The organism is Enterocloster sp. OA13 (assembly GCF_022440595.1).
Classification (GTDB): Bacteria; Bacillota; Clostridia; order Lachnospirales; family Lachnospiraceae; genus Enterocloster; species Enterocloster hominis.
The window spans coordinates 3,155,248-3,178,293 of sequence record NZ_JAKNTF010000001.1 but is presented as its reverse complement, the minus strand read 5'-3'; the positions used below and the strand labels follow the sequence as shown (position 1 = coordinate 3,178,293).

Sequence of the window (23,046 nt, the reverse complement as noted above, 5' to 3'; positions counted from 1 at the left end):
CAGGATATGGAATACATACTGGAAATGAAAGACATTCATAAGAGCTTCGGCCCGGTTAAGGTTCTGGAAGGCATTGATTTCTCCCTGATCCAGGGGGAGGTGAGGGCCCTTCTGGGAGCCAATGGGGCCGGTAAATCCACATTGATTAAAATCGTGGGAGGCGTGCACAGCCAGACCTCGGGAGAGGTGTTCTTAAAGGGCGGCAAGGTGGCGTTTAAGAATGAGCATGACTCCAAATCCCATGGAATCAGCATCATTTACCAGGAACTGAGCCTGGTGCCGGCCCTTACGGTGGTGCAGAACATGTTCCTGGGCCGGGAAAGCGCCGGGGCAGGCGGATTTTTAAAGAAAAAGGAAATGTACCGGGAATATGAACGCATCTGCAAGGACTTTGATTTTGATATTGACCCGGATACGGTTGTGTCGCGCCTCAGCATTGCCAAGCAGCAGATGGTGGAAATCATGAAGGCAGTGTCCTGGAATGCGGACCTTGTGATCATGGACGAACCCACCACCTCGCTGACCAATAATGAGAAGGAGGGCCTGTTCCAGATCATCGGACGGCTGAAGGAGATGGGCAAGAGCATCATATACATCACCCACATCCTGGAGGAGGTGTTCCGTGTCTGTGACAGCGCCAGCATCATGAGGAACGGGAAGCTGGTGGGAAGCTATGATATAGGGGAGCTGACCAAGGCAAAGATAACCCAGCTGATGACAGGCAATGCGGACAGCCGGATTAAGGATTCCAAGGATTACCACTACGCGGATTATACTGCCGTCCCAGTGCTGGAACTGAAGGGCGTGTCCAGGGGAAATGTGGTCAGGGATGTGGACATGAAGGTATACAAAGGGGAGGTAGTGGGGCTGGCCGGGCTGGTGGGTTCCAAGCGGACCGAGATAATTAACCTGATTTACGGGATTGACCGGAAGACAGGGGGAGAAATCCTGGTGAACGGTAAGGCTGTGGATATCAGGTCGCCCCAGCAGGCCATTGCGCACAGAATCGGCTACATTCCCGAGGACAGGAAGAACCTGGGCCTTATACTGGACCAGGAGATTTATAAAAATGCAACCGCGGTGCAGGTCAGCAGGTTCAGGAAACATGGGTTACTGAACCGGAACCAGGAAATCCATTTTGCAGAGGACGGGGTTAAGAAGCTGGGTATCAAGATAAGCAGCGTGACCCAGAAGGTTAAGGAATTAAGCGGAGGCAACCAGCAGAAGGTTGTTGTATCAAAATGGCTGGGACAGGACCTGGATTTAATCATCTATGACGAGCCGACCAAAGGTATTGATATTGCTGCCAAGGAAGATATATTCCGTACCATACAGGATTTTTCCAGCCAGGGCATAGGGGTCATCTTTATCTCCTCGGACCTGGAGGAAGTAATCCGGGTATCTGACCGCATTATGGTAATCCGGGATGGGACGGCTGTCTGTGAGATGGAGAACCGGGACCTGACGGTGCAGGATATCATGAATAAGATATTTAATGTTTAGCGGGGTGAATAAGATGTCTGATGGGAAACGTATGAGGGAAAAGATAAATTTAAGAGAGTATGGTGTGGTCATCGGCTTCCTGGCCCTGTGTGTGATGATAACCATTGCAACGCCGGCATTTGCAAGCCACAAGAATATATTGAACCTGTTGAGGCAGTCCTCCATCATCGGGATCATATCAGCGGGAATGACCTTTGTCATCATATCCGGGAATTTTGATATATCCGTGGGAGCCGTGGCAGCCCTTTCAGGGGCAGTGATCATGAAGCTTGCAACTTCAGGTGTGAACCTGTTCCTGGCAATGATACTGGCGCTTGCCGTGTGCGGGATCATCGGCAGTGTGAACGGCTTCGTGGTGGCCAAGATAGGGATTCCTTCCCTGATAACCACCATGGCCATGGTCAGCATTGTGAAAGGCTCCATGCTCATGCTCACAGGCGGGTACCCTATCACGGAAACGTTTGTGGTGCTGGATGCCATTGGCAATGGCTACCTGATGGGGATTCCGGTTCCCGTGGTGATATTTGCGCTGACCGTGCTGGCGGCCTGGGTCGTGCTCAGCAAAACGCGGTTCGGGCGGTATGTGTATTCGGTGGGCGGCAATGCGGATGCCAGTAAATTAAACGGCATCAATGTGGATGCATACAAGATAAAGGTATTCATCATCAATGCAGTGCTGGCAGGCCTGGCAGGCATCGTGCTGGTGGGCAGGATGGGCACGGCCAGTCCTGCGGCCGGAGATGGATATGATATGGATGCCATTGCATCGGTCGTGATTGGCGGTACTTCGGTGGCCGGAGGTTCCGGTTCGGCCCTTAAGACGGTAATCGGTGTCCTGATGATGAGCGTGATTAACAACAGCTTTAATCTTCTGGGGGTGGACATGTATTTCCAGTACATATTCAAGGGGCTGATCATCCTGGTTGCAGTGGGGTTTGATTCTTACAGCAAGAAGAGACTTGCTACAAGATAGAAAAAAGTATTTTGAAAGGAAAAGGTGAGGATTATGAGGAGAACAGTAAAACGCGCAGTAGCAGTAGGGATGGCATGTGTAATGGCGGCAGGACTGGCTGGCTGTACAGGCTCTGCCAATGCAACTAAAGCGCCGGAGACAACGGCAGCGCCGGCCACCGAGGCCCCGAAGACAGAGGAGGCAAAGACGGAAGGGGAAAGTTCCGGGGAAGAGGCCAAGGCGGCTGAAACCACAGGGGAAAAGAAGGATTATAAGATAGCGGTATTGCTTCCTGGTCCCACAGGATATTTCGTGGCAACCAAGGAAGGCGTGGACGCTGCCGCGGCTGAGTACGGGGTTACCATTGAGTATGCGGATGCCCAGTGGGATGCATCCAAACAGCTGGCACAGGCAGAGGATTTCATGGTCAAGGGCGTTGATTTAATCGCGCTTTGCTGTGTGGATTCCGGTTCCGGTGAGAAAATTGTGAAATCCGCCCAGGAATCCGATATCCCGGTACTGGCATTTACCAATGCAATTGGGTCCGAGGAAACCGGTGAATATGCAGGGCTGGTATCCTATGTAGGGCAGAACGAAGTCAACACAGGCGCCGTTACAGGCGAAATCGCAAAGAACCTGTTAGGCGGGGACGGCGGTAAGGCAATCCTGATTGAAGGGGTTCCCGGAACCACGCCTCAGATTAACCGCAAGAAGGGACTGGAGCAGGCCCTGGAAGGCAGCAACATTGAGATTATCTATAACCAGACCTCCAACTGGGAAAAGGAGCAGGCACTAAAGATTGTTGAGGACCTGATCCAGAAGAAGATGGAATTCAACGTGGTCATCTGCCAGGATGACAACTCCGCAACCGGCGCAGGACAGGCCCTTAAGGAAGCCGGGATGAAGGAAGATGTGAAGGTAATCGGGCTTGGCGGAAGTAAGGACGGACTCCAGGCGGTCAAGGACGGCGTGATTGACGGAACCACCTATATGTCGGCAGTGGAAGAAGGACATCTGGCCATCGAGACATCTGTAAAATACTTAAACGGTGAAAAGGTGGAGCCTGTGACGGAAATCAGGCAGGTGGAAGTGAACAAGGATAATGTGGATACATTCAAGGGTGAGTGGTAAGACCCTGTAATGCCCCGGCAATGGCTGGAATCATGAAAGGCATCCGTGCGGTGCCGGGAAGGCCTGCGCAACAGTGGTATGTTACAATCAGAGACCGGGATTTTTTTAAAGGACTGCCGTTATCAGCGGCAGTTCTTTTCGTTATATGGTACAATGGAATCATAATTACCCGCATTACCCCCAAAAAACGGATATGGATCCGTATACTATAATAAATGGAGGTGCAGGATGGGAGGAGAGCATGCAATCGTTCATATGGTATACAGGGCAAAGAAAGACGCGCTGGCTGCCGATGAGCTAATTTCCCAATATATGAATTTCATACGGTCTGAGACAGCCAGGTTTACCCATGCCGTACCTTCTGAGGGCAGGGATGATGAGCTTAGCATTGCCATGTTTGCGTTTTATGAGGCGGTTCAGGGATATGAACGGGGAAGAGGCAGCTTTCTTTCTTATGCTTCTGCAGCCATCCGCAACCGTCTGGTTGATTATAACAGAAAAGAGGAACGCCATAAGGGGACGGTTTCCTATGACGCGCCATTGGGGGATGGGGAGGAACATACGCTTTCTGATATGATTCCTGCCGGGGAAGACGGGATGAAGCAATGGACGGTCCGGGAGGCTACCAGGGAGGAATTGGAGGAATTTGCAAATAATCTTATGGAATATGGCCTGAGCCTGTCCGAAGTAGCGGACAATTGTCCGAAACAGGAGCGTACACTGCAGGCCTGCCACAAGGCATTGCAGGCAGCCAGGGAGAATCCGGGGATTCTGGACCGGTTTGTGAAAAGCAGGCGGCTGCCCCTGGCGGAACTGACCACTGTATCCGGAGTTGCGAGAAAGACCCTGGAACGGCACCGTTCCTACATGATGGCCATTTTACTTGCATATACAAATGGTTACGAGATTATCCGGGGGCACCTGTGTCAGGTATCCGGGGGAAAGGAGGCATCCGTATGACATATCTGGTGATGGAATGCCATCCGGCATACGCAATCGTGCTGGATCAGGCAGGCCGTATCATAAAAGTGGCAAATATGGGGTATGAGGTGGGGCAGAAGGTGGATGATGTCATTGAACAGCAGCACAGGCCGGCGCTGTTTAGGATGAGGCTTGCATCCATGGTGGCTGCGGCCTGTCTTTGCCTTGCCGTCCTGGGAGGCGGGGGATACGGGGCCTGTTTCATTCCCTACGGGACCGTGCACCTGAAAATCAATCCGGATGTCCTGATGTCCGTGAGTTACATGGACCGGGTAGTGGGCCTGGAAGGGCTGAATGAGGATGGGAACAGACTGATTGGACAGGTGTCTTACAAAGGGAAGCATGCAGAGGAGGTTACCCGGCTTCTGGTTGAACGCGCCGTGGACATGGGGTACCTGGCTGAAGGTGGAACCGTGATGGTGAAAGCAGACGGGGGTAGCATACGGTGGAAACAGAAGAGGGAAGACGATATCGGTACCGGGCTGAGGAGACAGTTTGAAGGCAGGATGCAAGTGGAGATAAAGGTAGGGGATGACGCAGGGGATATGAAGGATGCAGATGGGGATGACCGGACCGCTGCGCCGGATGCTCCAGTGGTCCGTCCTGAGTCCCGTCCTGCTTCCGGCCATCATCCTTCCATGCCGGCCCGTCCTGCAGCTGCGCCGGCTGTGCCAAAGGCGGCAGAAGGGATGACTGGGGGCGCGGGACGCGGTGGAACAGGTGAGCGGGATGATGACGATGAAGAAGAGGATGACCGGGATGATGGGCGCGGAGATGGAGATGACCGGGATGATGGGCGTGGAGAAGAGGATGACCGGGATGGTGGGTGTGGAGATGGAGATGACCGGGACGATGGGCGCGGAGAAGAGGATGACCGGGATGATGGTGGGCATGGAGATGGAGATGACCGGGACGATGGTGGGCATGGAGATGGAGATGACCGGGATGATGGGCATGGGGATGGAGATGGCCGGGACGATGGGCATGGAGATGGAGATGACCGGGATGATGGGCGTGGGGATGGAGATGACCGGGACGATGGGCGTGGGCATGGAGATGACCGGGACGATGGGCGTGGAAACGCAGATAGCCAGGAAGATGACCGGAAAGATGACAGCGGTCATGAAAACGATGGAGATGGCGCTGCGGATGATGAGGACGGGAATGGAGGAAATGAAAATGAAGAAGATGATGGGGACAGTAATGAGGACGATGACTAGGGCCTGTTTGAAAATTCATTCCCGCCATCTGCACGTCCCACTTCGCGGCATATTTGGCCCCGATTCGGTCAACGTAGCCCGCTACGCCTTCCTCATCGGGACCAAATCTCCCACAAAGTGGGACGCACATCTGACGGAAAGCAATTTTCAAACACGCCCTTGCGCTCCATCATGCAAAAAAGCGAATACATGGAAGGAGGAACGCAATGGAACGATTCGATGCCCTGATTAAAAAGGACGGTTCAGGCAGACTGACCATTGTTGAAATTCCGTTTGATGCAAAAGCGGTATTCAGTAAACCTAAGGGGACGATTTATGTAAGCGGTACGATTAATGGCATTGGATACCGAAGTAAATTACTATCCCGCGGCGGCGGGAGATTTGTCATGGTTTTAGATAAGACGGTGCAGAAGTCCGTTGGGTTTGACGGTCAGGCGATGGCAGCGGAGATTACCATGTCCTGCGAGGATATGGATGCTGTCAGGGAAAAACCTGAAAAGTTGGTTGATATCACGAGTGATATGGATATCCTTACTGCCATAAAAACACGGCGAAGCATACGGGAATTCACCTCCAAACCAGTCAGCCAGGATATGGTAAATGCCATCCTTTTTGCAGGCATGCAGGCTCCTACGGCAAAAGATAAGCGCCCGTACCATTTTATCGTGATAAGGGACCGGCATGTCCTATCAATCCTGGCCCGGAATAATCCCAATGCTGCGATGATGGAAGAATCCGCAGGAGCAATTATTGTTTGCGGAGATAAGAATATAGAAGGAATAAAAGAGTTCTTATATGCAGATTGTGCGGCCGCAACGCAAAACATGCTGCTCAGTATTCACGGATTAGGACTGGGAGGTGTCTGGTGCGGTGTGGCGTCTAATTCTGATTGGCGGAAATTGTTAATCCATCAATTGGCGCTCCCTCCTAAGCTGGAACCCATTTCCGTGATTGCTTTTGGCTGGCCTGCCGGGATAAAGGAATCGGTCTGCCGGTGGGAAACCGCAAAGATTCATCATGAAAAGTGGTAGCTGTCCACGGGAATGCCGTTTCCCAATGGGAAATATAATTTTTCAGAAAAAATCATCTCTACCCCAGTTTTAAAAATATGCTTCCGTAATCTATGTATATAAGCAAAAACATCCACAGATTACAGGAGGAAAATGAATATGTTAAAAAGAAGATTAAACAGGGCAGCCGTATTTGCATGTGCCGCCATATTGGCAGCAGGGGCAGCAGGAGCAGGAAATACAGCGTTCGGGGCTCCGTCTTACAAAGCATCGAGCAATAAGGAAGAGATTAAGGGGCGTATCCTGGTGAGCGCGGGACCGGATATATCCATTTCCTATGATAAGGATGGTACGGTGCTGGAGATAAAAGGGGTTGACCGGGATGGTAAGGAATTCCTGGAAGGACAGGACGGGTATGTTGGAAAAAGTTGTAAAACAGCAGTGGGAAGGCTGATTAGACGCCTGGATGAAAAGGGTTGGTTCAGTGAAAATGCAGACGGTTCCAGAAAGAGCCTGGTGGTAAAGGCTGAAAAAGGCTCCAGGTATCCGGACGACATGTTTATGAGGGAGATAGAGGATGAAGTCCGTGATGTTGCAAAGGACCGTGAAATCAATGCGTATATCAAGGTAGTGGGAACCCATTCGTTGGATGACAAGGGGTATATCGACAGGGAAACTGCTGAGAGAATTGTATTGGAACAGTTTGGATTAAAGGAAGACAGCCTGAAATTCAAGGAATACGAACTGGATGACGGGGTTTATGAAATAGAGGTAGTAATCCAGGGAGTTGGACATGAAGTGGAACTGGACGCGGTAACCGGGGCAGTGCTGGATATTGACCGGGATGATGATCATGATGGGCATTATGATGATGACCATGACGATGACCATGACGATGACCGGGATGATGACCATGATGACGATCGGGATGATGACCATGACGATGACCGGGATGATGACCATGACGATGACCGGGATGCTGACCATGATGCTGACCGCGATGGTGACCATGATGACGACCGCGATGATGACCATGACGATGACCGCGACGATGACCATGATGATGACCGGGATGATGACCATGATGACGACCGCGACGATGTCCATGACGGCGACCGCGACGATGACTGATGCATCACGTCCATGACACATTTCACAGAATCAGTTAATCTGCAAACATACCAATAAAGTAAAAGGTTGAAGGAACATGGGTTGAAGGAACACGGATTAAAGGAACATGGATTAAAGGAACAGGAACGGCATACTGGGATTCCGGTATGCCGTTCCTGTTTGTTACGATTGTTTTAATAATTCTACCGCTTACTATCCATTCCACCCTCTCTAGTGTATAATGATTGAAAGACAAGATGGAGGTAAATACCATGAAGCAGAAGCCTGAAAATGAAACAAACCCACGCACCCCATCCCACCTTCCTGAAGCGCTGGAACAGTGGCATGAGGACGGTCAGTTCCAGAATATCATTGATGCGATTGAAGCCCTGCCCCGGGAGCAGCAGACACCGGAATTAACCAGCCAGCTGGCGCGCGCATATAACAACCTGGCGGAGCCGGGGGACAGGCATCTGTTTAAAAAGGCGGTGGAACTCCTGGAATCCGTGGAAAAGGAATATGCAGGGGAACATGACTGGAATTATAGGATGGGCTACGCGCTGTATTATCTGGACCAGGAATCCAAAGCAAGGTACTATTTTGAAAAGGCATTGGAGTACAGGCCGGGAGATGAGGATACGCTGGAGATGATATCCCTGTGCAGGAAGGCCCTTACCCTTCCCAATGCAATGAAACCCTTCTGCGAGAGGGTAAAGGAGGGATGGCAGTCATTCCTGGAGGGGGAAGGGAAACTCAGGGAACTGTTGGATGTAAAGCAGGGAGGGGAACAGGTGGCTGGTTTGTGTCATCAGCTTCTTTCGCCTGCATTTGCAGGACTGTATTTTGAAGTGGGCCGCAATGGCAGTAAATACGACCTGATCCTGTCGCCGGAGGGGGACAAGAGCCGCATTTTCAAACTGAAGTACTTTATGGAACATGCGCCAAAGGAGGTGCATCAGAACTGGAATATCCTGGTGGGACGCCAGCCAGCCAACGGATTTGTGCTCAGGATGTTTGACAGGGATATCGGTACGGAAGATGCAAGGGTCTGGGTGGAGGAACTGGATGATAAACAGATCGGACTGTCCATTTACTGTGAAAAGCTGTTGCCTTTGCTGAAGGAAAATGAGAACCAGGCGTATGGCCTCATGTCTGTCCTGCTGGACCAGGCCATTGGGGAAATCCCCGCCATCCGGTATGTGGGATATATGGATCTGCTGGAAACGCCTCAGGAGGGGGAGGACATCTGCCTGGCAGACCTTCTGGAATACATAAAAAAGGACAGGGAGATTGTCACTGCGGACCAGATGTGCCAGTGGTACAGCGCATATGAGATGAAGCCGTCGGAGGAAGAAGGGTGGGATCTGCGTGAAGACGTATATGCGGGAGTAACCACCTGTATTCCGGTTGTCAGCGCATATTACAGGGGGGATGACGGAATCATGGAGGATTTCCACCAGGATGGGGCGGTCCCTGGATTTTTCTATTATCCGCTGGACGGTATACCAAGGAATCAGATACTGGATCTGCGGGATAAGCTGGAACAGGAGATATCAGGAAAATGTGGGGATGCGGTGGTATTTACCGGAGGCGCCACGGGGACGGAGTGCGGATACCTGGATTTTATTGCGTGGGATCTGACCGCTGTGCTGAACGCCGCGGTGGAGGTATTCAGGAACCTGCCTGTTAAGGAGGCGTTATTCCATACCTTCCGCCGCAATGCGGGCAGTATCCGGATAAAGAAGGAGGAGGCATGAGCATACGGTTTGCATTTGGCGCAAAGGTAAGGAAGAAGGAAGCGCTGATTCAGGCTGTCCGCAGTCTTGCAGAATCCGGTGGGCAGACCGTACAGGAGGACAATGACCATATATGGATATCCTTCTGTCCCATGGGCGGCATTTCCATGACCTGGGAACATGAAAACGGACTGCTGGGTCAATGGGTCATATCCGGGGAATGCTACTCCACACCCTGCGGGCCAGGATTCCATAAGGCGGCGGTGGAATTTGTGGATGCACTGGGCAAATCCGTCCTTAAGGGCCTGACTGTGTCAGATGAGACTGATTATTACAGTCACAGGGATTTTCAGCGTATGAAAGAGGAACATTTCCATCCATGGCTTAAGATGCTAGTCAACCTGTGCAGGGAGCGCCTGGCTTCAGAGGAATACAGCAGCCTCTGTCTGTGCTGGGACATAAATCAGTACCAGCCCGAGGATATCCCGGGAACCGTTGTGACACCCATGGGACGGTTTGGGATTGCCAGCATGGTTAAGACCGTGGAGTGCCTTGGAACCGGATGGCTGGCAGACCGGTTCTTCATATGGAACCAGCCTGAGAAGGATGCTGCATACTACAGGAACTGTGCCCTGAACCTGATGTGGGAAAAATGCTTCTTCGGCCCATCGGACCGCAGCGCTCAGGACGCGGACCTTAACCGGGCTGCCCTTGATGATTTGGAACAGGCATACAGGCTGGATTCCAGGATTCCCCTTCCCATGGAAGCATACCTGCTGCTGTGCGGTCTGGACAAAAGGACGCCCGTCATACCAGATACGGCCCAGGTATTGGAGTCCCTGTATCCGGTGGGATTCAGAAGGGGGGAAGTGACATACGGATATGGTGTCCTCCGCCTGACCCTTCCGGGTAATTATCTGTATGAGTGGGAGGAACAGGAAAATGGCAGGGGCTGCGACTTATGGTGGGACGGCACCGGCAAGGATCCCATATGGCGGGTGAACGGGTTCCGGCTTCAGGGTAAGGACGCCTCACTGGAAGGTGGTTTTGACGGCCTGAGGGAGCTTAAGGACCTGGACATGCCAAACGGCCGGGCGCGCTGGGGCTGGCGCAAGGTGGAGGATGAGGAAGAAGCCTATTATCAGGTGTTCTGCAAGGCTGTTTCAGGACCATCCCTGTTTCTTGTGACCATCACCTATTTTGAGGAGGGACAGCGGGCCGGAATCTATGGACTGCTGGGTAAATTAAAGGCGGTTAAGGACCAGGAACCGGAGACACATACAGAGGCTTACAATTAACCCTGTCAGGAGAACGAACTCCACAGACAGAATGGCCCCGGCAATCAGTTTCATCAGGACATTTCCATGAGCGGTACTTCAATTATAGAAAATAGCAGGAGGATAACAGCATGAACCAACAACAGGCAGCAGCCATGCAGTCAATGAAAGAGTGGCTTTCACATCCGGGAGAGCTTGGAAGGGAACCGGCAAAGATAGAACCAGCGGGGGAGTTTGACCTTCATGGCCTGCATTATTACATGTTCCGTTATAAGAAAGGGATTCTTGGCAAATGGCTTCTGGGCGTCTGCGGCGGATACGGACCAGGAGATACGGAGCACTGCGGCCATGTATTCAGCGAGATGGAACCATACGATGCTGCAACCGCTGTGGACAAGGCAAAAGAAATGGTGGAGATGATCCGCCGTTACTGGATGGAACAGGCAAAGGCGCTGGAACAGGAGGCCCGTCCTGCAGATCCTGAAGGTTCAGGTGAAGATAGCGGGAACGTCAATGATGCATGTAGAGAGGATGCGGGAAGGAAGGATGCAGACAGGAACCATGCAGGCCGGAATGATGCAGATGGGAATGATACAGATAGGAATGATATAGATGAGGATGGGAATCAGGAGGAAAATGACGAAACCGGAACCTTCGTAGGCTTTGTCCTGCTCTCAGAACCCCACTGGTCACCGGACAAGCTGGCGGCAGATATGAAGGCGGACTGGGGGATTGACTGTATTGAGGAAGAGGATGGGGAGACATCAGGGGAAGATGTATCCGCCAATGACGAAGGGAACACGGCACATGATGACGAGGATGCCCCCCACATCTACTCTGTCAACGGTATCAGGCTGGTGGTCGCCATGATGGATGCGCCTGTGCCGGAGGGGGAAGCAGAGGCGAATGCCGCCAACAACTATATGTGGCCCGAGGCCGTTGAAACCGTTAAGACACATAAAGCCCATCTGATGGTTGCAATCATGGGAAAAGACGCGCCTGTAAAGGAGCGCGGCCTGCTGTTTGCCAAGCTTATGGCTGCCTGCTGCAGACAGGAAACCGTTCTGGGCGTCTATACAAGCGGAACCGTTTTCCAGCCCCGGTTTTATCTGGATGCTTCAGAAATGATGAAGGACGGCGGACTTCCCATCCTGAACTGGATTTATTTCGGCCTGTACCAGACCGAAGGGGGATGGAACACCTATACTTATGGAATGAGGGCATTTGGCAGGGATGAGATGGAAGTGCTGGATGTCAGGGCCGAACCCCAGGAACTGAGGGATTATCTCCTGAACCTGGCATACTATGTGCTGGATGGGGATGTGGTGCTCAGGGACGGGGAGACCCTTGGATTCACTGCGGAGCAGAAGCTGCCTATTACGCGGAGTAAGGGAGTGTCACTGGATGGGGTTACTTTGAAGATTGGGTATCCGGAATCATAGTATCAATATGGAAAGGGCGGGGAATTTCCCCGCCCTAAATGGACCCTGGACTTACATGGATCTTGGACTTACAGCCGTCCACACAGTTAGTCCTCCAACATCTTAATATCCATATCCTTCGGCAGCACCAGACTCAGGAACACCGACACGACAAACACGACAGCCACCACATTGGCAGAGAATACGGACTGCACAAGCTCCGGGAAGATATCCCATATGCCGATTTCGCTGGCGGTGGTGAAGCCGATGCCCACTGCCAGGGAAAGGGAGACGATGGTGATGTTGCGCTGGGAGAAGCCGCATTTTGAAATCATCTGAACGCCTGAGGTCAGGATGGAGCCGAACATCATGATGGTACATCCGCCCAGGACCGCCTGGGGAAGGGAGGCAAAGAAGTTGCCTACCGGAGGAAGCAGCCCGGCCAGGATCATACAGGCCGCTCCTGTCATGATGGTGAAGCGGTTAACTACTTTTGTCATTGCAATCAGTCCCACGTTCTGTGAGAAGGAGGTGACCGGAGGACATCCGAACAGGGTGGAGACAGCGGAACAGTATCCGTCGCAGGCAAGGGAACCGGAGATTTCCTTTCCGGTGATTTCACGGTTCAGGCCGCCGGATACAAGGGCGGATGTGTCGCCGATGGTCTCTGCCGCGGACACCAGGAAAATGATGCAGGCAGAGATGATTGCCCCTGCATGGAACTCAGGAACAAAGGGAAGCAGGGAGGGAAGGGCAATGATGCCGCCGGACATGATCAGGCTTAAATCCACCTTGCCCAGGAAAATGGCAATCACATATCCCACAATCAGCCCGGCCAGGACGGAAAGCTGTTTTAAATATCCTTTTGCGAAAATGTTCCACAAAAGGCAGGTGAGCAGCGTCAGCGTGCCGAGGATCAGGTTCTGGGCAGAGCCGAAGTCCTCTGCATAACCGCCGCCAAAGGACCGGGCGCCGACCGTAAAAAGAGAGAATCCAATGGCTGTCACGACGGAAGCGGCAACAACCGGGGTGATGATCTTACGCCAGTATTTGGCCAGAAGTCCCAGGGTCCCTTCAAAGATACCGCCGATCAGCACAGCGCCCACCACGGATGGATACCCGTAATTGGCGGCAATGGTGCTGAGGACCGTGACAAAGGTGAAGCTGACGCCCATGACCACCGGAAGCCTGGAACCGATCCTCCAGACCGGATAGAGCTGGACCAGTGTGGCGATTCCTGCAACGAACATGGCGTTCTGAAGCAGGATGGCTGTCTGGGCCTGGGTTAATGCGGGCTGTGCAGCGCCTGCGATGATGGTAATCGGCGCAAGGTTGGAAACGAACATTGCCAGAATATGCTGCAGGCCGAAGGGGATGGCTTTGCCAAGCGGCACCCGTCCCTCCAGCTTATAAATATTATTAATGCTGCAATTTGCATTGCTGTTCATGATTTTGTTACCCCCTGTTATTTTTTAGGATCTGGTGCCGCGCGGGCAATCCCTTAAGACTCCGTCTTATGGCTGATCTGATATACCTCTTCCACAATCCGTTCCATTGCGTTCAGGATATTTTCATATCCCGTGCACCTGCACAGATGGCCGGAAATCAGCTTCTTCAGTTCTTCCCTGTTATACTTCTTGCCGGTCCCCACGATTTCCACCGCGCTCATGATAAGGCCGGGCGTACAGAAACCGCACTGTACCGCAGCCTCCTCGATGAATGCCTTCTGGATGGGGGACAGTTCCCCGTTTGGCCCCTTTAATCCTTCCACGGTCATGACGCTTTTGCCTTCTGCCCAAAGTGTCATATAGATGCAGCTGTCAATGGCTTCCCCGTTTACCAGTACGGTGCAGGCGCCGCATTCCCCGACCTCGCAGCCCTTCTTGACGGATGTAAGCCCCAGACGCTGGCGCAGTGTGTCTAACAGGGACTCCCGTTCGTCCACTGCCAGCTCCACATCCTTTCCGTTTACCTTCATGTGTACGATTTTAAGCATCTATCTCTCCTCCTGCCTTTTTAATTGCCTCTTTCAGCGCGCGCTTGGACAGCTCTTCAATCAGCTGAAGCCTGAATTCCTTGGAAGCCCTCCATGAGGTACGCGGATTGACCTGCGTAAGCGCATCCTTTCCAAAGGCAAGGATGGCGTCGCTGTTATTGATGTCATGGCCCCTAAGGCCTTCTTCCGCCTTGAGGCAGCGAAGGGGGGTGGGACCGGCCACGCCATAGCCCAGCCGTACATCCTCAATCCGTTTCTTATCAGGGGACAGCTTTACCCTTACGGCGCATCCCAGGGTGGCTATCTCCATGGCCTTACGTTTGCCGTACTTGATGTAGTGTCCGGTCCAGCCCTCGAAGCTTTCACGGCGGATCACAAAACCTTTACAGACCTCGCAGCGGTCTCGTACCGTCCGTCCGGGCCCGGTGTAAAATTCACATACAGGCACGGTGCGCTCACCTTCCGGCCCTTCCAGGACCACGTCCGCTTCCAGGGTCCACATGGTGGACGCGGAATCGGCAGAGGTTGCGCCGTTGCAGATATTCCCGCCGATGGTACCGGTGTTGCGTATCTGTGGGCCGCCGACCATGTCCACGGCATCCCCCAGCATGGGGATGTATTCTTTAATCAGCGGGTCATTGGTGATATGGGAAAAGGACGTCCCGGCGCCAATCCACAGATTGCCGTCCTCAAGAAGCTTCACGCCCTTTAATTCCTCCAGGTTGTGGATGGATACCAGGGAACGTCCGGCATCCTTACCTTCCCGCACGCGGATTAATACGTCGGTGCCGCCGCTGATGATTTCGGCATCCGTATCCTTCACAAGGGCCTGGATTGCGTCTTTCACGCTTACGGCCTCATAAAATGATTTAATGTCAAACATGGCTCTCTCCTTATACCGGTCCTCTTTATATCAGACCTTTTTCCTTGAATTTCTCAATCAGCCTCTGGGCTGTCATAGGTGTCACGTTCATGTGGACCCCGGTTGCATTTAAGATTGCATTGCGGATGGCGGGAGCGACCGGTATGGCAGGCGGCTCGCCCAGGGATTTGTTGCCGTAAGGGCCGGTGGGGTCCTCTAACTGGATGAACTCCACATTCAGGTCCGGCGTATCCATGGCAGTGGGTATCTTGTAATCCAGAAGGTTGTTGTTTAACGGGCGTCCTGTTTTCTCATCCACCAGAAGTTCCTCTGAAAGACCGTATCCCAGTCCCATGCTCATGCCGCCGTGAACCTGGGCGCGGGCTGTCTGGGGGTTGATCAGGATTCCTGAATCATGGACATTGACGATATCCGTCACAGTCACCAGCCCCAGGGGCATATCCACCTCAATCTCCACGAAACAGCAGCCGGAGGAGAAGGTGTTGTCCTTGCACTGGTTGGTCACTTCCGCCGTGATATGTACGGAGCGGTCCAGGGAGTAGAAGGCAGTATCCGCCACCACGGACACGTCAAATAATTCCGGTGCGCCGCCGCTTACGATGACCTTGCTGTCAGCGATGTCCAGCATGTCCTCGGTAATCTCCTCGCCTTCGTGGAGGCCAAGGGCTTCCCTGATCCGCATCCCGGCAGCCTTTACCTCTTCGGCATACACGGTCCTTGACAGGTCGGTTACATCGTGGTTCAGCATATATGCAGCGTATTCCAGGATCTTGTGGCGGAACTCTTCCCCGCATTTCTTACAGGCCATGCCGGACACATAGGTCTGGCGGGATGCATAGGCGCCTGTATCAAAGGGGGTGATGTCCGTGTCCTGTGTGGATACGATATACACCTTATCAAAGGAAATGCCGGTGGTTTCCGCCGCCATCTGGGAGAACACGGTATCCGCGCCCTGGCCGATTTCCGTGGCGCCCATGCACAGCTGCATGGAGCCGTCCTGGTTTAATACCATGCGGGTGGAAGCTGTTTCCAGGGAAATGGGATGCACGCCTGTCTTGTAGCAGAAGATTGCCATGCCCACGCCCTTGCGGACAGGTCCTGTCTGGTTCCTGTATGCGCTCCATTTTTCGTCCCAGCGGATGTGCTTCCTGCCGACCTCGATACACTGTTTTAATCCGTAGGAGTGGAAGGTGATGCCGTTGGCCGGATCCACGAATCCATCCTCCATACAGTTCTTAAGCCGGAATTCGCAGGGGTCCATGCCAATGGCATAGGCCATGTCGTCATTCAGGCATTCCGCGAACCAGTCTGCCTGGGGGATGCCGTAGGCCCTCATGGCCCCGGCCGTGGGAGAGGAGGTATATACGGTGAAACAGTCCACCTCGGTGCCAAACTCATCCCTGTATAAATCCTTGAACACATTGCCGCAGTTGGCGCAGATTGCATGGCCGTGGGAGGCATAGCCGCCGTTGTTGGCATAAGCCTCCAGTTTCCTGGCAAGCACGCGTCCGTCCCTGGACACAACGCCCCTGCATATACCCTTTATGGCGTGTCGGGTGCGTGTTCCGGAAATGGTTTCCTCCCGGCTGATTTCCAGTCTCACGGGCCGTCCGCCCACGGAGAGGGTAAGGAATGCATTTAACGGCTCGTAGAGCACATCCTGCTTGTTGCCAAAGCCTCCGCCGATATACGGCTTGATGATGCGCACCCTGCCGATGGGAATGCCAAGGGCCTGGGCCGTACATCTCCTGACAATGTGCGGGATCTGGGTGGAGGAGATGACGGTGACCTTACCGTTGGTGTCCACATAGGCCCATGAAACAGGAAGTTCGATATGGCAGTGGGAGATACGGGGGGTATCGTACTCCACATCCATGGAAACAATATTGTCAGCGCCATAGGTTTCCACGGCCTTTTTAAGCCCCTCTTCATATGTAAAACTGCTGTCCCCCATGGTCATATGGGAGTGCACGATCACGTTGTCTTTCCTGATATCCGGGTGCAGCGGTGTGGCGCCCTCTGCCATGGCTGCCTCAACCGTGACAATGGGCTCATATTCTTCATAGTCCACCTTGATTAAACGCGCCGCCTGGAAAGCCGCGACCTCGTCCTCCGCCACAACAGCGGCAATATCATCCCCGTACAGCCGGACGCGTTCATTCAGCACCTTGCGGTCGCAGATATCCTGGTGTTTGGTTTCCACGCTCCAGGGGTGTCCTGCTGTGGGGAACTGGCAGTCGGGTACGTCAAAACAGGTGACAATCTTAACCACGCCCGGCACTTTGTAAGCCTCCGTCAGATCAAAGCTTTTGACCCGCCCGTTGGCTATGGTGGAGTGCACGACCCTGCCGTGAAGGATGTCCCTGGGTTCCAGGTCCGCCGTATATTTGGCTTCACCCGTCACCTTTCCGTAAGCATCAACACGTTTCACTTGCTGCCCTACAATATTCATTATTCTATTTTCCTCCTTGTATTGTTTTTGCCAAAAGATATACCGGAATATTCAGAAATGCCCTTACACAAACAAAAAAAGAGCTGGCTACATAAGATATGTAGTCAACTCTTTAAGGTAGTTGGTAGAGACTCTGGGCCAATCCCCAGGATATACATATTGGCAATGGATATGTTAAATTGTTTTCATGTGGTATATTATAATACCTAAAAAAATTTTAGTCCATAGGCAAAATTCTAAAAAATATTTGAAAATGCTTGTGCAATATGCATAAAAATAATGGCGCCATCCTCGTACATTATTGCCAATAAATGTGAACGCATCCATGTGTTTCCGCTTATACATCCTGCACTTTGCTGAGAAAACCGCAGTTGAGTTCGGTTTTGGCAGGCTGTTTACGGAACAGGAAGCTGCCCCTGCGCACGGATGCCAGGACGCCGACCCGTTCGCAGATGGCTTCATAGGGATCGGAGGCGTCCAGCACAATGAAGTTGGCGTCATTGCCCGGCCGTATCCCATAGCTTCCTTCCATGGACAGGGTGCGGGCGCCATTGTCCGTGATGTAGCGGAAGCTGTTTTCTATTTCAGGAAATGACATCAGGTGGCAGATGTGCAGGCCAAAGTCCAGGATGGTCATGAGATTGCCGTTGCCCAAAGGATACCATGGGTCGGAGATGGAGTCCTGGGCAAAGCATACGTTGATTCCTGCATCGCTCAGTTCCTTGACACGGGTCAGGCCGCGGCGTTTTGGATAGGAGTCATACCGGCCCTGGAGATGGATGTTCTCGGTGGGGCAGGAGATTATGTTGATGCCGGAACGCTCTAGGAGCTTAAAGAGCTTATAGACATATGCATTGTTATAGGAACCCATGGCGCAGGCGTGGCTGGCAGTCGTACGGCTGCCGATCCCGTTCTGGTAGGCCAGGGCTGCCAGGGATTCAATGAACCGTGACTGCTCGTCGTCTGTCTCGTCACAGTGGATGTCAATCAGCTTGTCATATTTAAGGGCCAGCCGGATGACCGTCTTAATGGACTGTTCGCCCCATTCCCTGGCAAATTCATAGTGGGGGATGGCGCCCACCACGTCAGCCCCCATGATCAGGGCTTCTTCCACCAGCTTATCGCCGTTGGTATATGAATACATCCCTTCCTGGGGAAATGCTATGACCTGAAGGTCCAGCACCCCCTTCAGTTCGTCCCGCAGCTCCAGGATGGCCTTTAGCCCGTTAAGGGACGGATCCGTGACATCCACATGGGTCCTCATGTACTGGGTTCCGTTCAGTATCTCCTTTTTTAACGCGATTCTGGCCCGTCTTTTTATTTCCTCCACGGAACGGTTCTGTTTTCCGCGGGACCACCGTTCAATCCCCTCAAAGAGGGTCCCGGAATAGTTGCCCGCCCCCGGTTCCCTGGCAGTGTATACGTAATCCAGATGGATGTGGGAATCCACAAACGGAGGAAGCACCAGCTTTCCGTGAAGGTCGCAGATATTCCCCACAGGATATTTTTTATTCAGGCATGGCCCGATTTCCAGGAAACGGCCGTCCTCCACCAGCAGGTCGCATAAATCCGGCTCATGATAAAGATGCGCATTGGTAAACAAGATTGTATTCAATTGATTCATTCCCTCCATATGAGTTTTCAAACATGCTCTAAGACCACATTACAGGAAAAGGATAAAAAAGTAATTGTGCCAAAGGACCAAAAAATCCCCGGTTCTTTTGTGTGCGTCGGGCCTAAAGCATGGCCTGTATTTTTGTGCGGACCACACCTTAAAAGGACAGGGGAAAAACAGTATGATAGTGGCATGATACAAAGATGAGACAAAGGGAGGGACAAAATGATGTCAGGACACATCAAGATGAAGGAAATGACATGGACGGAATATGCGGGGAGAAAGGATGGCATCGTGATCCTTCCTATCGGGGCAACGGAACAGCACGGGCCGCATCTTCCCCTGTGTGTGGATACGGTGCTGGCGGAGGAATTTTCATACCGCATCGCAGGACAGGTGGATGGGATTGTGGCCCCGGCCCTCTGTTATGGATATAAATCGAAGCCCTTCAGCGGAGGAGGCCCTCTGTTTCCCGGAACAATTGACCTGAACGGACAGACGCTGCAGAACCTGGTGCAGGATGTGATTGACGAGTTTGTAAGGGATGGGTTCAGCCGAATCCTGCTGTTCAATGCGCATTTTGAGAATGAACCATTTGTAGTGGAGGCCATGGACCTGTGTTCAGCCAGGCATGGGGATGGGGTAAAGCTTCTTTTGATGAACTGGTGGGACCCCATGTCAACCAATATGATTGAACGGATATTTGACCAGGTGCCATTCCCGGGCTGGGCGCTGGAGCATGCTGCCATTACGGAAACCTCCCTGATGATGTACTTTGCGCCGGAACTGGTGCGTCAGGACCTGATTGCAGACGTGGATCATGTGGACCCGGGATTCTGCTACCGGTATCCCATTGATAAAAACAGCATACCGTCCAACGGGGTGCTGGCCACGGCCAGATCCTCCTCTGCCCTGAAGGGGCAGTGGATTGTGGAGGATGTGGTTTCCAATATCAGTGATTTCATCAGACGGGAATTCTGTTAGACGGGAATTCTGCTAGACGGCATGAAGGTAATCGTACAGGAGGATGCTGTTGAACAGCTCCAGGTTTTTAAGCGCATTGGATAAATCCGTGTGAAGAAGTTCCTTTATCAGGGATAAACGGTAAACAAGGGTGTTCTTGTGGATGAACAGGGCCTGGGCGGTCTGGCTGGAATGGCAGTTGTTGATGAAATAAAGCCGGAGTGTCTCAAGAAGATTGGATGAATGCTGTGTGTCATATGTAATCAGGGGTTCGATGTTCTTAATGCAGTAATCCCGGATGGACTCATTCTTATCAAGTTCAAACAGGATGCGGTAGATTCCCAGGTTTTCGTAGTGGATGATGTGGTTGGGAAACAGTGCGTGGAGGTTTTTGGTGGACAGGGCCACCGTGATTTCATGGTAGCATTGTTTGATCTGGTTCAGCTTGGTAAAGGTGCGGCTGAAAGCCATTTTCATATAACCTCCCCTGGATGCATGAAGCGCCTGGATGTATTCGAAGTTATTCGATATGGTGTTCTGCAGATAGACGGTATCGCTTCTGCTGTCGGCCGTCAAAAGGAAGATCAGCCGGTTGGCATAGGAACAGCTGAGTATGGCCAGGCGGCTTGACAGGGCAATGTTCCGCACAGAGGCAGACAGGTGCTGGAAGTTGGATTCAATGGCTTCTGAGAATACATTGTCGGCGGATTCCACCACGCATATACAGTACTGGGAATGAAGGCGGATGTTATAAAAATGCATGATGGAGTCAATATCGCTGTTGTTGGAAAAAAGCAGGCTTTCAAGGAAGAAACGGACGTTCTTGCTTTTCTCATTGACTTGTTCCATCAGTTCAATGATTTCCCGGGTGGCGTCAATCAGCTTCACGTTCCAGGGCATCTGGAACACGGGAAGCCCTTCCTGGTCCGCTTTTTCAATCACCTTTTCAGGGATTTCGGGAATGTAATCCGGATTGAGCAGGAATACGATGCCGGATAAGTTTTTCTGGATGCATTCCTCGGTCAGGTTCAGCAGGGATTCATCGTCCGAGGGGATGCCTACCCCTGTCAGGAAGAGGATTTCACCTCCGTGGAGCCATTGGGATACGCTGGGGGTGGTGCCTACGTAAGGCCAGGTGATTTTCCTCCCCAGGCCGGTCCTGCCTCCCCTTAACCGCGCGTCGCGGAAGGTGGACAGTTTAAACAGATCTTCACAGTAAATAGCCATTGTTGTTACTCCTTTCATTGTCTGCTGACAGTATTATCTAAAATTATACTAAAAGATAGGATAAGCATACATGTGTGGGGGGAACGAAGAATTATATAAAACCATTGTGCAGAACAGACAAAAAAATATGAATATAAGGAGAAAATATTATGAAACGAGCATGGGAATATGACTATGAATTTTTCTGTGACGCAATTCCGGTCAGGGACCGCACGGATCTGATCCAGTGGGACAACCTCCTGGAGGGAAAATTCCTGGAGGAGGCAAGGCAGATGCTGGAAACCGGCAAAGGGGCGTGGATTAAGCCGCTGCCGGAATCCAAGGCGCCCTACTCCAAGATGCTGGGTGCGATTTCCAGTATGAGGAACATGGGATACGATGTACAGGAAGCAGACCGCCTGATACCGGAAGCATTCAGGGCCATTGATGAGGACAGGCTCATAGACCTGCAGATCATCAATGCCCGGGTATTTAAAGCCCTGGCAGAGGCGCCGAAGATAGAAAGCCACCCCTACTGGTCCTACACGGTTTACAACAGCTTTGAACAGTACGCGCAGTCCGTGAAGTTCCAGGAATACCCGGAATACAGGCTGCCCGGACAGGATGCGCTCTTTGAGAAGGTCCATGCAGGATGGCTGGGGGAAATCATTGGCTCCGCCCTGGGAACCGCAGTGGAAGGGTTTAAATCCTCCAGGATATGGGAGGTATTCGGCGAAATAACGGAATATGTGAAACCGCCGGAAACCCTGAACGATGACATTACATTTGAACTGGCCCTTTTGGAAGCGTTCCGGGAAAAGGGGTATGACATAACCTCGGAGGATATCGCGGATAAATGGGTGGGGTATATTCCATTTGCCTATACTGCGGAGGAGATTGCGCTGAACCATCTGCGCCACGGCATCTATCCGCCGGAAAGCGGTTATGTGGCCAACCCATACCGGGAGATGATCGGGGCCGCCATGCGCGCCGCCATCTGCGGCGCCCTGGCGCCGGGAAACCCAAGGATGGCGGCAGAGCTGGCGTGGAGGGACGGGTGTGTTTCCCATCACAACAACGGCATCCTGGCAGAAGTGTTTAACGCATTGATTGTTTCCATGGCTTATGTGGAAACCGACATGCAGGTAATCCTTGACAAGGCCATGCGGATGATCCCGCGTGACAGTGAATTCTACAGCGTCCTCGCATTTGCATGCCAGGCCTGCAGTCAGTCCAGGGATTACCGCCAGGCATGGGAACTGTGTGAGGAAAAGTATAAGGAATACAACTGGGTACATGCGTACCCCAACCTGGCTGCAGAGGTTGTGGCAATCCGTTTTGCGGGCAACAGCTTTGAGCGCGCCATGACGATATTGATGATGGCCGGTCAGGATAATGACTGTACGGGCGGCCCCATAGGACATGCGTATGGGGTAATGCTTGGACTGGATGCACTGGATGATAAATTTGTCGCTCCCCTCAGGGACCAGCTGGATACCTATGTGAGGACCATGGAGAGCCAGTCCATAACGTCATTATCCAAAAAGACCACCGAAGCCATTCTGAAATATAATTAAACCATGAGAAGGG

At 52.4% G+C, this 23,046-nt stretch carries 19 protein-coding genes and 1 riboswitch; of the genes, 13 read left to right on the top strand and 6 right to left on the bottom strand.

The features are described from left to right. Positions 1–6 precede the first annotated feature (6 nt). The 11 genes from MCJ35_RS14050 (at position 7) to MCJ35_RS14005 (ending at position 12,362) form a co-directional block, all read left to right on the top strand. Positions 7–1,503 carry a sugar ABC transporter ATP-binding protein gene (locus tag MCJ35_RS14050; protein ID WP_025486681.1) on the top strand — a complete coding sequence of 499 codons (1,497 nt, stop codon included), beginning with the start codon at positions 7–9 and terminating at the stop codon, positions 1,501–1,503. A gap of 31 nt (positions 1,504–1,534) precedes the next feature. After that, entirely contained in the window at positions 1,535–2,476 is a 942-nt protein-coding gene (locus MCJ35_RS14045; RefSeq protein ID WP_025486682.1) for an ABC transporter permease, read from the top strand. A gap of 33 nt (positions 2,477–2,509) precedes the next feature. Next, entirely contained in the window at positions 2,510–3,586 is a 1,077-nt protein-coding gene (locus tag MCJ35_RS14040) for a sugar ABC transporter substrate-binding protein (protein WP_240299539.1), read from the top strand. A gap of 228 nt (positions 3,587–3,814) precedes the next feature. Continuing rightward, positions 3,815–4,546: a sigma factor gene (locus MCJ35_RS14035; RefSeq protein WP_025486685.1), complete on the top strand. Its 732-nt coding sequence runs from the start codon at positions 3,815–3,817 to the stop codon at positions 4,544–4,546. After that, entirely contained in the window at positions 4,543–5,787 is a 1,245-nt protein-coding gene (locus MCJ35_RS32560) for an anti-sigma-I factor RsgI family protein (protein WP_240299538.1), read from the top strand. The genes MCJ35_RS14035 and MCJ35_RS32560 overlap by 4 nt, the downstream gene beginning before the upstream one ends. Beyond that, a complete protein-coding gene (locus MCJ35_RS32555; RefSeq protein WP_488473299.1) occupies positions 5,678–6,019 on the top strand; it encodes a DUF6783 domain-containing protein in 342 nt (113 codons plus the stop codon). The genes MCJ35_RS32560 and MCJ35_RS32555 overlap by 110 nt, the downstream gene beginning before the upstream one ends. Further along, positions 5,994–6,818, top strand: coding sequence for a nitroreductase family protein (locus MCJ35_RS14025; protein ID WP_025486688.1), 825 nt, complete (start codon positions 5,994–5,996; stop codon positions 6,816–6,818). The genes MCJ35_RS32555 and MCJ35_RS14025 overlap by 26 nt, the downstream gene beginning before the upstream one ends. 138 nt (positions 6,819–6,956) lie before the next feature. Beyond that, positions 6,957–7,928, top strand: coding sequence for a PepSY domain-containing protein (locus MCJ35_RS14020; protein ID WP_025486689.1), 972 nt, complete (start codon positions 6,957–6,959; stop codon positions 7,926–7,928). 251 nt (positions 7,929–8,179) lie between these two features. After that, positions 8,180–9,664 carry a hypothetical protein gene (locus MCJ35_RS14015; RefSeq protein ID WP_025486690.1) on the top strand — a complete coding sequence of 495 codons (1,485 nt, stop codon included), beginning with the start codon at positions 8,180–8,182 and terminating at the stop codon, positions 9,662–9,664. Then, a complete protein-coding gene (locus MCJ35_RS14010; RefSeq protein WP_025486691.1) occupies positions 9,661–10,941 on the top strand; it encodes a hypothetical protein in 1,281 nt (426 codons plus the stop codon). Before MCJ35_RS14015 ends, MCJ35_RS14010 begins: the two co-directional genes overlap by 4 nt. A gap of 110 nt (positions 10,942–11,051) precedes the next feature. Next, positions 11,052–12,362, top strand: coding sequence for a DUF4261 domain-containing protein (locus MCJ35_RS14005; RefSeq protein WP_025486692.1), 1,311 nt, complete (start codon positions 11,052–11,054; stop codon positions 12,360–12,362). An 86-nt stretch (positions 12,363–12,448) separates the two neighbouring features. Here the strand turns inward: MCJ35_RS14005 and MCJ35_RS14000 are convergent, their stop codons facing one another. The 5 genes from MCJ35_RS14000 to codA form a co-directional block, all read right to left on the bottom strand. Further along, the gene (locus MCJ35_RS14000; protein ID WP_025486693.1) at positions 12,449–13,789 is read right to left on the bottom strand and encodes a uracil-xanthine permease family protein; all 1,341 of its coding nucleotides are present in this window, start codon (positions 13,787–13,789) and stop codon (positions 12,449–12,451) included. A gap of 53 nt (positions 13,790–13,842) precedes the next feature. Continuing rightward, positions 13,843–14,337, bottom strand: coding sequence for a xanthine dehydrogenase subunit XdhC (gene xdhC / locus MCJ35_RS13995; RefSeq protein WP_008717513.1), 495 nt, complete (start codon positions 14,335–14,337; stop codon positions 13,843–13,845). Next, complete coding sequence (gene xdhB / locus MCJ35_RS13990; RefSeq protein ID WP_025486694.1) at positions 14,330–15,220, bottom strand: xanthine dehydrogenase subunit XdhB; 891 nt, start codon at positions 15,218–15,220, stop codon at positions 14,330–14,332. The genes xdhC and xdhB overlap by 8 nt, the downstream gene beginning before the upstream one ends. A gap of 25 nt (positions 15,221–15,245) precedes the next feature. Then, positions 15,246–17,672 (bottom strand): xanthine dehydrogenase subunit XdhA, encoded by a 2,427-nt coding sequence (xdhA, locus tag MCJ35_RS13985; protein WP_025486695.1) that lies wholly within the window; start codon positions 17,670–17,672, stop codon positions 15,246–15,248. Positions 17,673–17,753: 81 nt separating this feature from the next. Then, positions 17,754–17,850: riboswitch (purine riboswitch) on the bottom strand. A gap of 159 nt (positions 17,851–18,009) precedes the next feature. Continuing rightward, the gene (gene codA, locus MCJ35_RS13980) at positions 18,010–19,296 is read right to left on the bottom strand and encodes a cytosine deaminase (RefSeq protein WP_051400701.1); all 1,287 of its coding nucleotides are present in this window, start codon (positions 19,294–19,296) and stop codon (positions 18,010–18,012) included. A 216-nt stretch (positions 19,297–19,512) separates the two neighbouring features. Here codA and MCJ35_RS13975 point away from each other — a divergent pair, with 216 nt between their 5' ends. Then, a complete protein-coding gene (locus tag MCJ35_RS13975) occupies positions 19,513–20,271 on the top strand; it encodes a creatininase (RefSeq protein WP_240299537.1) in 759 nt (252 codons plus the stop codon). Positions 20,272–20,283: 12 nt separating this feature from the next. Here MCJ35_RS13975 and MCJ35_RS13970 read toward each other — a convergent pair whose 3' ends face one another. Then, positions 20,284–21,477, bottom strand: coding sequence for a PucR family transcriptional regulator (locus MCJ35_RS13970; protein WP_034578062.1), 1,194 nt, complete (start codon positions 21,475–21,477; stop codon positions 20,284–20,286). A gap of 149 nt (positions 21,478–21,626) precedes the next feature. Here MCJ35_RS13970 and MCJ35_RS13965 point away from each other — a divergent pair, with 149 nt between their 5' ends. After that, complete coding sequence (locus MCJ35_RS13965) at positions 21,627–23,033, top strand: ADP-ribosylglycohydrolase family protein (protein ID WP_008717500.1); 1,407 nt, start codon at positions 21,627–21,629, stop codon at positions 23,031–23,033. Positions 23,034–23,046 lie beyond the last annotated feature (13 nt).